We start from the raw sequence: 10509 nt of genomic DNA on the forward strand, positions 1-10509 counted from the left end.
GTCGTAGTCGCAGCTGAGCCGTCACTCAATCAGCGCTGCGCAGGGGTATAGCCATGGACATCGTGAGTCTGGTCATTCAGGTCATCAGTGGTGTGGTAGGCGGCAATGCCGCCGGCATGAGCAAGCAGAGCATGGGGCCGTTGCTCAATTCGATCTTCGGCGGGGTGGGCGGGGTGATCGTGGGCCAGATACTGGCCGCGATCACCGGTGAGCCCGGGGCCGGCATGGGGGCTGGCGGGTCGCTGGACATGGCGGCGATCATCAGCAGCATTGTCGGCGGTGGTGCCGGCGGCGCGGTGCTGACGTTCGTGGCCGGGTTCATCAAGTCGAAGATGCAGGCGCGCTAGGCGTATTACGTGGTGGGCCTTTCGCGGGGCAAACCCGCTCCCACAAGGCCGGCGTGAGCCTCTGTGGGAGCGGGCGTGACCCGCGAAAGGGCAGCGGCTTCAGTGCAGAATCTGCGCCAGGAAGCCCTTGGCCCGATCACTCTGCGGGTTGTTGAAGAACGCCTCGGGCGGGGCATCCTCGATGATCTGCCCGCCGTCCAGAAACAGCACGCGCTCGGCCACCTGTCGCGCAAAGCCCATTTCGTGGGTCACGCACAGCATGGTCATGCCGGTGTCGGCAAGCTTGACCAGCACATCCAGCACTTCGGCGACCATCTCCGGGTCCAGTGCCGAGGTCGGCTCGTCGAACAGCATGATCTTTGGCTTCATGCACAGCGCCCGGGCGATTGCCACGCGCTGCTGCTGCCCGCCCGACAGCTGGCTGGGATACTTGCCCGCCTGGCTCTCGATGCCCACCTTGTTCAGGTAGAACCGTGCCCGCTCCTCGGCCTCCTTGCGCGACAGGCCGCGCACGCTCATCGGCGCCAGGGTGCAATTGTCGAGCACGCTCATGTGCGGGAACAGGTTGAAGTGCTGGAACACCATGCCGATCTCGCTGCGCACCTCGGCGGCCTGGCGCGTGGTCAGCGCCAGGTCGGTGTCGTTGACCAGCAGGGTGCCTTTTTCGGCGATCTCCAGGCGGTTGATGCAGCGGATCAGGGTCGACTTGCCCGAGCCGGACGGCCCGCACAGCACGATGCGCTCACCTTCACGCACCTTGAGGTCGACGTCGCGCAGTACGTGAAAGTCGCCATAGAACTTGTTCAGCCCGTCGATGCTCACCACGACCTTGCGCGGGTCGGGGTGCGTGTCGGGGCGTGCAGCGGCAAGGCTCAGTGGTGCGGTCATGTTGTTGTTCTCCGCGATCTCAGTGTTCGAAGCGGTCGGCGCCATAGGGCGTCGGGTCGGTAAAGGTGTTTTCGCCGGTGATCATTTCTGCCAGCAGGCGCCCGCATACCGGGCCCAGGGTGAGGCCGTGGTGGGCGTGGCCGAAGTTGAACCACAGGCCCTTGTGCCGCGGCGCCGGGCCGATCACCGGGCGCATGTCCGGCAGGCAGGGGCGTCGGCCCAGCCACGGCGCGTCCTGGGTGCGCTCGCCCAGCGGGAACAGCTGGCGGGCGATGGCTTCGCAGCGCTGCAACTGGACCTCGTTGGCCGCATCGTCGCTGGCGGCGAACTCGATGCCGGTGGTCAGGCGAATACCCTGGGCCATCGGTGCCAGCACGAAGCCGCCCTGCACGTCGCACAGTGAATGCTTGAGTGCAGCACCGGCCTTGGCATGAAAATGTACGTGATAGCCGCGCTTGACCTCCAACGGGATATCGTAGCCCAGCGGGCGGAACAGCTCGCCGGCCTGCGGGCCCAGCGCGATCACCGCCTCCGGTGCAGTGACCGGGCCCTGGCGGGTGTCGACCTGCCATTCGCTGGCCACCTGGCGCAGGGTGCGCGCATCGCCCTGGATGAACTGCCCGCCGCGCTTGACGAACAGCGCCGCGTAGCCGCGGGTGAGGCCGCCGGGGTTGCTCACGGTCTTGGGGTCGAGCCAGTGGATGCCGCCCACGGCGTTGGCGCTCAGGTCCGGTTCGCGATCGTGCAGTTGCTGCTTGTCGAGAATCTCGAACTGCAGGCCGTAGGGCTTGAGCGCCTGGGCATCGGCCACGGCCTGGGCCAGGGCAGGCTGGGTGCGGTACACCTCGATCCAGCCCTTGGCCTGCACCATGGCGCCCAGTTCGGCGGCCTCGATCAGTGCGTCGTGTTCCTCGACGCAGCGCTGCACCAGCGGCAGCATGGCGCGGGTGGCTTCGGCCAGGGGCGCCGGGGCGGAGTTCTTCCAGTATTGCAGCAACCAGGGCGCGGCCTTGGGCAGGTAGCTGAAGCTGTAGCGCACGTCGGGCTGGCGGTTGAGGCCGTAGCGCAGCAGCTTGGACAGCTCGCGCGGGAAGGCATAGGGGATCACGCTGGAGCGCTCGATCAGGCCGGCATTGCCGTGGCTGGTGCCGCTGCCCGGTTCGTCACGGTCGATCAGGATCACCTTGCGCCCGCGTGCTTGCAGGTGCAGGGCCGTGGAAACACCGACGATACCGGCGCCCAGAACGATGGTTTGGCAATGCATGAAAAAATCCTCTACGGCTACGGTTCAGCGCAGGTGGCGGCCCAGTCGGGCTTCTATGTGTTTGAGGCTGCGGCGCACGATCTCCACGATCAGCAGGTAGAGCACCGCGGCCCACAGGTAGATCTGGAAGTCGAAACTGCGCGAGAAGGCCAGCTTGGTCACGCCCATCAGGTCGTAGATGGTCACCAGCGAGGCGATTGCACTGGCCTTGATCATCAGAATCAGCTCGTTGCCCAGCGGGCCGATGGCCACGATCAGCGACTGCGGCAGGATCACCTTGAAGAAGGTCGTCGAGCGCTTCAGGCTCAGTGCCCTGGCCGCCTCGTATTGCCCGGGGGCCACGGCCATCAGGCTGCCGCGAAAGATCTCGGCCTGGTAGGCGGCGGTGTTCAGGGTGAAGGCCAGCAGGGTGCAGTACCAGGCTTCGCGGAAGAACCACCACATGCCGACGTCCTGCCAGAAGCTCTTGAGCGAGCCCAGCCCGTAGTACAGCAGAAACAGCTGCGCCAGCAGCGGCGAGCCCCGGAAGAAGTAGATGTAGCCGGCGCTCAGGCGTTGCAGCAGCACGTTGTTCGACAGCCGCGCCAGCGCCAGCAGCAGGCCCAGCAGGGCGCCCAGGGTGAAGGAGATGGCCACCAGTTTGCCGGTGACCAGCAGCCCGTCGATAAAGCGCGGGCCGTAGCGTTCGAGCAGGTCGGGGTCGACGAAGAACGCCAGCAGGGCATCGAGATTCATGTGCGTGCACTCCGCAGGTGACGGCTGGTGTGGCGTTCGATATAGGCGAAGACCCGGCCCGACAGCGCCGAGAACAGCAGGTAGCCCAGGCAGGCGACGGTGTAGAAGAACATCGGCTCCTTGGTCACGCTGACGGCCAGGTTGGTCTGGCGCATGAGGTCGACCAGCGAGATGGTCGACACCAGCGAGGTGTCCTTGAGCAGCGACAGCCAGTTGTTCGACAGGCCCGGCAGGGCGATGCGTACCAGCTGCGGGAACACCACCTTGCGGAAGGTGGTGGTTTTGCTCAGGCCCAGCGCGGCCGAGGCCTCGTACTGGCCCTTGGGAATGGTCTTGAACGCGCCCAGCCAGATTTCACTGGAAAACGCGGCGAACACCAGGCTGAAGGCGATCATGGCGGCGAGGAAGGTATTGATCATTACCTCGCCCTCGTAGCCCATGGCGGTGAGGATCTTCTGCGCGGCGATCTGGCAGCCGTAATAGATGATCAACAGCGTGAGCAGTTCGGGCAGGCCGCGAAATACCGTGGAGAACACGGTGGCCCAGGCGCGCGGAAAGCGTTTTTTCGAGCGGGCGGCCAGCGCCACGCCCAGGCCCAGCGGCAGGCCGATGGGCAGGCAGGCCAGGGCCAGGGAAATGGTCACCAGGGCGCCGGCCAGCAGGGCCTGGCCCCAGCCGCCGCTGGCGAAGGATAACAGGGACAGTTGTTCGATCATGCGCGAACCCTCGGCAAGACAACAGGGCCTCTTCGCCGGCAAGCCGGCTCCCACAGGGTCGCGGTTGACGCAAAACCCTGTGGGAGCTGGCTTGCCAGCGAATGCGGTCTTACTGGTAGATATCGAAGTCGAAGTATTTGCTGGAGATCTTCTGGTAAGTCCCGTTGGCGACGATCTCGTCCAGGGCCTTGTTCAGGCGCTCGCGCAGCGCCTCGTCTTCCTTGCGCACGGCGATAGAGGCATCGGCGGTGGTGCCCTTGACGTCACCCAGGATCTTGCAGCAGTCCTTGCCTGCCTTGCCCAGCCATTCGAGCAGCGGGAACTTGTCGGCAATCACCCCGTCCAGGCGCCCGGCGGCGAGGTCCGCGTTGGCTTCGTCCAGGGTCGGGTACAGCTTGACGTCGGCACCGGCCTTGCCATACACGTCTTCGGCGTAGATCGCCTGGGTGGAGGAGGACTGCGCGCCCACCGTGTAGCCCTTGAAGTCGGTCTGCGCGTCGGTGATCTCGCTGTCCTTGGGCACTGCGACCGACAGCGGCGTCTTGTAGTAGTGGTTGGTGAAGGCGATTTTCTTGCGGCGCTCTTCGGTGTTGATCATCGAGGCCACCACGGCGTCGTACTTCTTGGCCATCAGCGCCGGGATGATGCCTTCCCAGTCCTGGGCCACCACGGTGCACTCGACCTTCATCTGTTCGCACAGGGCCTTGGCGATGTCCACGTCAAAGCCGTGCAGCTGGTTCTTGGAGTCGACGTAGTTGAACGGCGGGTAGGCGCCTTCGGTGGCGATCTTCAGGGTTTCGGCCTGGGCCGAGGTGATGCCGGCGAACAGCAGCGCGCATGCGCCTGCAAAGCGGAGGACGGGTTTCATGAAACACCTCGTGGTTGATTGCACTCTTGCTATTGTTTGCTCGTTGACGTGTAGCCAACGAATTCGTTGTGTAGAGCGGCAGTTGCTTCCAAGCGTTTTTCAACATCCGGCCCGAGCTTCTTGCAGACCTCGTTGACCATCAGGTGTACCCACGACAGCATCGTCGCGGTGGACTCCCAGAACAGATTGAATTCGGTGGGGATGCGAAACACCTCGTCGGCGTTGGCATCGGCCCAGTCACAGAAGGTGTCGGTAACCAGTGTTACCGGGATGCCCGCTTCGCGTGCCTTGCGACACAGCACCAGGGCGTGGCGCGAGTAGCGGCGCGCCTCGAACACCACCAGCGCGCAGTCGTGCGAGGCGCTGAGCAGCACTTCGCCGAAGTGCCCGGCGCTGCCGTCCACCACCTGCACGCCATCGCGCAGGTATTGCAGCAGGTGGCTCATGCACTGGGCGATACCGCGCTCGGTCTGGAACCCGGCAATGAATACCCGGCGCCGTTCGGCCAGGCGCCGGGCCACGGTGTGCCAGGCCTCGGTGCGGCTGTACTCGTAGACCCGCACCAGGGCGGCGACCTCCAGCTCGAGGCTGCGCGCGCGGTCGATGTCGTCCTTGCCCTGTTGTTGGCGAAATTCTTGCAACCGATCACCGACCAGCCATGGGCCATCGCCCAAGTCGTCCTTGAGATCGTGCTTGAGGGCCTTGAGGTGTTCGTAGCCGAGCGAGCGGCAGAAACGCCCGACACTCGATTCGCTGACGCCGATTTTTGCCGCCAGGCTGGCCGAGGTCTCGAAGGGCAGGTCGGTGAAATGGGCGAGCATGTACGTGGCGATCTTGCGACCCGAGGCCGCCGCATGTTGCAGGCTGTTTTCCAGGCGTTGCTTGATCGGTTGGCTCACGGACGATTCTCGACGGCGGTTGCGCTGGGAATAGAAAATGAATGTTTTCTGTCATCAAGTCAACATTTGACAGTTTGCTGTCAATCGGAGGAAAGTCCGCTATCGCTCACTGCTGTCGCCCATACCAATTCCAACAAGGGAGCTTCAGATGTCCGCAGCTGTTCACCACTTGCCCCAGGCCGATCTCGAGCGCCTGTTGCAGCAGATTTTCGTGCGCCACGGCACCAGCGAATCGGTTGCCCGCACGCTGGCCGCCAACTGCGCCAGCGCCCAGCGCGACGGCGCCCATAGCCACGGGGTATTCCGGATTCCCGCCTATGTGTCGACCCTGGCCAGTGGCTGGGCCAACGGCACGGCGGTGCCCCAGGTGCAGGACGTGGCCAGCGGCTACGTACGGGTCGATGCCGGGGGCGGTTTTGCCCAGCCGGCGCTTGAGGCGGCGCGGGCGCTGCTGGTGGAAAAGGCCCGCAGTGCCGGCATTGCTGTGCTGGCGATACACAACTCGCATCACTTCGCGGCCCTGTGGCCGGATGTCGAGCCCTTTGCCGAAGAAGGCCTGGTGGCCCTGAGCGTGGTCAACAGCATGACCTGCGTGGTGCCGCACGGCGCGCGCAAGCCACTGTTCGGTACCAACCCCATCGCGTTCGCCGCACCCTGTGCCGGGCATGCGCCGATCGTGTTCGACATGGCCACCAGCGCCATGGCCCATGGTGACGTGCAGATTGCCGCGCGCAAGGGCGAGCAGTTGCCCGAAGGCATGGGCGTGGACCGCGACGGGCAGCCGACCTGCGACCCGCAGGCGATTCTCGACGGGGGTGCCTTGCTGCCCTTTGGCGGGCACAAGGGCTCGGCGCTGTCGATGATGGTCGAGTTGCTGGCCGCGGCGCTGACCGGCGGCAACTTCTCGTTCGAGTTCGACTGGTCGCAGCACCCGGGCGCCAAGACCCCGTGGACCGGGCAACTGGTGATCGTGATCGACCCGACCAAGGCCGAAGGCAGCCGTTTTGCCGAGCGCAGCCGTGAACTGGTGGAACAGATGCAGGCGGTAGGCCTGACCCGCATGCCCGGCGAGCGGCGCTTGCGTGAGCGCGAGGCGTCGGCGCGGGACGGGGTGAGCGTGACGGCGCAGGAGTTCGAGCAGTTGCAGGTGTTGGCCAAGGGGTGACCCGCGGCCTTTTCGCCGGCGGATGCATGCGCAGCTGCACTGATCAGTTGCATCCAGGGTCATGTCACAAATCGGCGGCTACAGGTATCCTCGGCAGCGTCTTTCACGATTTGCCCAGACCCAAGGAGCTGCACGCTGTGTTCAAACATGTCGATGCCTATGCCGGCGATCCGATTCTCTCCCTGATGGAGACCTTCAAGGCCGATCCGCGTGCCAACAAGGTCAACCTGAGCATCGGCCTGTATTACGACGCCGCCGGTGTGGTGCCACAGCTGGCGGCAGTGGGCGAGGCGGAAAAACGCCTGGCCGACCAGCCCCACGAAGCCTCGCTGTACCTGCCGATGGAAGGCCTGGGCAGCTACCGCCAGGCGATCCAGGCGCTGCTGTTCGGCGCCGATCACCCGGCCGTGGGTGGCGCACGTGTGGCCACCGTGCAGACCGTGGGCGGCTCGGGTGCGCTGAAGGTCGGTGCCGACTTCCTCAAGCGCTATTTCGCCGACTCGCAGGTATGGGTCAGCGACCCGACCTGGGACAACCACCGCGCGATCTTCGAAGGCGCCGGGTTCAAGGTCAACACCTACCCGTACTTCGACCCGGCCACCCGTGGCCTGGACTTCGACGGCATGCTCGCCACCCTGCAGACCCTGCCGGCCAACAGCATCGTGCTGCTGCACCCGTGCTGCCACAACCCGACCGGGGTCGACCTGAACCAGGCGCAATGGCAGCAGGTGATCGAGGTGGTCAAGGCGCGCGAGCTGATTCCGTTCCTCGATATCGCCTACCAGGGCTTCGGTGAAGGCCTGGACGCCGACGCCTACGCCATTCGCGAGTTTGCCCGCGCCGGCGTGCCGTGCCTGGTCAGCAACTCGTTCTCCAAGATCTTCTCGCTGTATGGCGAGCGGGTTGGCGGCCTGTCGGTGGTCTGTGACGACAGCGCCACCGCGCAGAGCGTGCTGGGCCAGCTCAAGGCGACCGTGCGCCGCAACTACTCCAGCCCGCCCAACTTCGGTGCGCAACTGGTTGCGACGGTGCTTGGCGATGCCGGCCTGAATGCCCAGTGGCAGGCTGAAGTGGAGGGGATGCGCCTGCGTATCCTGGACATGCGCCAGGCGCTGGTGGATGCACTGGCGGTGCTGCTGCCGGGTCAGAACTTCGACTTCTTCCTGAGCCAGCGCGGCATGTTCAGCTACACCGGCTTCAGCGTGGAGCAGGTACGCCGGCTGCGTGACGAGTTCGGCGTGTACCTGATCGACAGCGGCCGGGTGTGCATGTCGGGCGTGCGCCCGGACAACCTGCAGCAGGTGGCCGAAGCGTTCGCGGCGGTGCACAAGACCGCATAACGGCCAGTTGCGGCTCAAGCCCGCTCCCACACGTACAGTGATGGCCTTGTGGGGGCGGGCTTGACCGGCGCTGCGCTGCCGGCAGGTGCAACCACTCCTCGGCAAGGGCTTTGCAAGTGCAACCAAAGCGCGCACAATCGCGCCCCTCTTTTACAGCTGGGGTGCGCCGATGCGTCTGTTTGGCCACTCCCAGCGATGTTGCAGTCTTGCGAGCGGAGTTGCACCCGGATGAATGAGCAGGCCCCGAGCGTTGATCAACGCTTCGAATCGACCCCCGCCGCCCTAGGTAGCTGGGCCCGGCAGGACACCACCTGGATGCTGGGCCTGTTCGGTACCGCCATCGGTGCCGGCACGCTGTTCCTGCCAATCAACGCCGGCCTCGGCGGCTTCTGGCCGCTGCTGATCCTCGCGCTGCTGGCCTTCCCGATGACCTACTACGCACACCGTGGCCTGACCCGCTTCGTGCTCTCGGGGCGTGACGGTGCCGACATCACCGAAGTGGTGGAGGAGCATTTCGGCCTCAGCGCCGGCGCCTGCATCACCTTGCTGTACTTCCTGGCCATCTTCCCCATCCTGCTGATCTACAGCGTGGCCCTGACCAACACGGTCAGCAGCTTCATGGAGCATCAACTGCACATGGCGCCGCCGCCGCGGGTGCTGCTGTCGTTCGTGCTGATCCTGGGCCTGCTGGTCATCGTGCGCTGCGGCGAGCAGGCCACCGTCAAGGTCATGAGCCTGCTGGTGTACCCCTTCATCGTGGCCCTGGCATTGCTGGCGGTGTTCCTGATACCGCACTGGAACGGCGGCATCCTCACGACCGCCACCGAGCTGCCATCGGGGTCGGCATTCGTGCACACCCTGTGGCTGGCGATTCCGGTGATGGTGTTCTCGTTCAACCACTCGCCGATCATTTCGGCCTTTGCCGTGGACCAGAAACGCCGCTACGGCGAGCACGCCGACGAGCGCAGCGGGCAGATCCTGCGGCGCGCGCACCTGCTGATGGTGGCGATGGTGATGTTCTTCGTGTTCAGCTGCGTGCTCACCCTGAACCCGGCGCAACTGGCCGAGGCCAAGGCGCAGAACCTGTCGATCCTGTCGTACCTGGCCAACCACTTCAGCAACCCGACCATCGAGTTCGCTGCACCGCTGATTGCCTTCATCGCCATCGCCAAGTCGTTCCTGGGCCATTACATCGGTGCCAGCGAAGGCCTCAAGGGCCTGGTGCTCAAGACGGGCAAGCGGCCGGGTGCCAAGGCCCTGGACCGGTTCACCGCAGCCTTCATGCTGGTGATCTGCTGGGTGGTGGCCACGCTCAACCCCAGCATCCTGAGCATGATCGAGTCGTTCGGCGGCCCGGTGATCGCGGCGATCCTGTTCCTGATGCCGATGTACGCCATCCGCCGCGTGCCGGCGATGCGCAAGTACAGTGGCGCGCTGTCCAACGTGTTCGTGGTCGTGGTGGGCCTGGTGGCCATCAGCGCCATCGTCTACTCGCTGGTCGGCTGAGGCCGGGGGCGGGCAGGGGTGCACACCCTTGCTCGCTCTTTGTCCACAAAAACTCTCTGGATATTCAACAATTTATCGCTGCCCCATAGGTGTCGGGGCACTTTCATGCTTAACTCTGGTCCTTTACTCACCCCCGCATAAGGACTTCTTTCATGGCTCAAGTGACTCTCAAAGGCAACCCGGTTCAGGTCAACGGCGAACTGCCGAAAGTCGGTGCCCAGGCACCTGCGTTTTCCCTGGTGGCGGGCGACCTGTCCGACGTGACCCTGGCTTCCTTCGCCGGCAAGCGTAAAGTGCTGAACATCTTCCCGAGCGTCGACACCCCGACCTGCGCCACCTCGGTGCGCCAGTTCAACGCCAAGGCCAACGAACTGGCCAACACCGTGGTACTGTGCATCTCGGCCGACCTGCCGTTCGCCCAGGCACGCTTCTGCGGCGCCGAAGGCCTGGAGAACGTCAAGAACCTGTCCACCCTGCGTGGTGCCGAATTCATCCAGAACTACGGCGTGGCCATCGCCGACGGCCCGCTCAAGGGCCTGACTGCCCGTGCAGTCGTGGTACTGGACGAAAACGACAAGGTGCTGCACGCCGAACTGGTCAAGGAAATCGCCGAAGAGCCGAACTACGACGCGGCGCTGGCGGTACTGAAGTAACGCATTCAGGCACCGCGAGTTTTCATGCACCGCATGGATGCCTTCGCTGGCAAGCCAGCTCCCACAGGGGGGCGGTGCTGAAATAGAAAGGTTATTTGAAAAAAGTTGTAACGGCCTGGCCTTAGCCC

Annotated in this window: 11 protein-coding genes; 5 read left to right on the forward strand and 6 right to left on the reverse strand. The window is 64.7% G+C overall.

What is annotated here, in order from left to right; genetic code table 11:
- Positions 1-53: 53 nt before the first annotated feature.
- Positions 54-347 carry a hypothetical protein gene (locus tag ACPRTJ_RS22895; protein WP_058540134.1) on the forward strand — a complete coding sequence of 98 codons (294 nt, stop codon included), beginning with the start codon at positions 54-56 and terminating at the stop codon, positions 345-347.
- 99 nt (positions 348-446) lie between these two features.
- Here ACPRTJ_RS22895 and ACPRTJ_RS22900 read toward each other — a convergent pair whose 3' ends face one another.
- The 6 genes from ACPRTJ_RS22900 to ACPRTJ_RS22925 form a co-directional block, all read right to left on the reverse strand.
- Positions 447-1235, reverse strand: coding sequence for an amino acid ABC transporter ATP-binding protein (locus ACPRTJ_RS22900; RefSeq protein ID WP_043861496.1), 789 nt, complete (start codon positions 1233-1235; stop codon positions 447-449).
- A gap of 19 nt (positions 1236-1254) precedes the next feature.
- A complete protein-coding gene (locus ACPRTJ_RS22905) occupies positions 1255-2499 on the reverse strand; it encodes an NAD(P)/FAD-dependent oxidoreductase (RefSeq protein ID WP_054914584.1) in 1245 nt (414 codons plus the stop codon).
- Positions 2500-2523: 24 nt separating this feature from the next.
- Complete coding sequence (locus ACPRTJ_RS22910; protein ID WP_043861426.1) at positions 2524-3234, reverse strand: ABC transporter permease; 711 nt, start codon at positions 3232-3234, stop codon at positions 2524-2526.
- Positions 3231-3950, reverse strand: coding sequence for an ABC transporter permease (locus ACPRTJ_RS22915; RefSeq protein ID WP_043861427.1), 720 nt, complete (start codon positions 3948-3950; stop codon positions 3231-3233). Before ACPRTJ_RS22915 ends, ACPRTJ_RS22910 begins: the two co-directional genes overlap by 4 nt.
- Before the next feature lie 109 nt (positions 3951-4059).
- The gene (locus ACPRTJ_RS22920; protein WP_054914583.1) at positions 4060-4818 is read right to left on the reverse strand and encodes an ABC transporter substrate-binding protein; all 759 of its coding nucleotides are present in this window, start codon (positions 4816-4818) and stop codon (positions 4060-4062) included.
- Between the two features lie 29 nt (positions 4819-4847).
- Positions 4848-5717, reverse strand: a complete 870-nt coding sequence (locus tag ACPRTJ_RS22925; protein ID WP_043861429.1) for a MurR/RpiR family transcriptional regulator — start codon at positions 5715-5717, stop codon at positions 4848-4850.
- Positions 5718-5865: 148 nt separating this feature from the next.
- On the opposite strand from ACPRTJ_RS22925, the gene ACPRTJ_RS22930 reads away from it, so the two are divergent.
- The 4 genes from ACPRTJ_RS22930 (at position 5866) to tpx (ending at position 10381) form a co-directional block, all read left to right on the forward strand.
- A complete protein-coding gene (locus ACPRTJ_RS22930; RefSeq protein WP_426427336.1) occupies positions 5866-6882 on the forward strand; it encodes an Ldh family oxidoreductase in 1017 nt (338 codons plus the stop codon).
- A 137-nt stretch (positions 6883-7019) separates the two neighbouring features.
- Positions 7020-8222: an aromatic amino acid transaminase gene (locus ACPRTJ_RS22935; protein WP_043861431.1), complete on the forward strand. Its 1203-nt coding sequence runs from the start codon at positions 7020-7022 to the stop codon at positions 8220-8222.
- Between the two features lie 228 nt (positions 8223-8450).
- Positions 8451-9728 carry a serine/threonine transporter gene (locus tag ACPRTJ_RS22940; RefSeq protein ID WP_043861432.1) on the forward strand — a complete coding sequence of 426 codons (1278 nt, stop codon included), beginning with the start codon at positions 8451-8453 and terminating at the stop codon, positions 9726-9728.
- A 152-nt stretch (positions 9729-9880) separates the two neighbouring features.
- On the forward strand, positions 9881-10381 hold the full coding sequence (gene tpx, locus ACPRTJ_RS22945) for a thiol peroxidase (protein WP_043861433.1): 501 nt from the start codon (positions 9881-9883) through the stop codon (positions 10379-10381).
- Positions 10382-10509 lie beyond the last annotated feature (128 nt).

Source organism: Pseudomonas palmensis (assembly GCF_049942755.1).
Lineage (GTDB): Bacteria > Pseudomonadota > Gammaproteobacteria > Pseudomonadales > Pseudomonadaceae > Aquipseudomonas > Aquipseudomonas palmensis.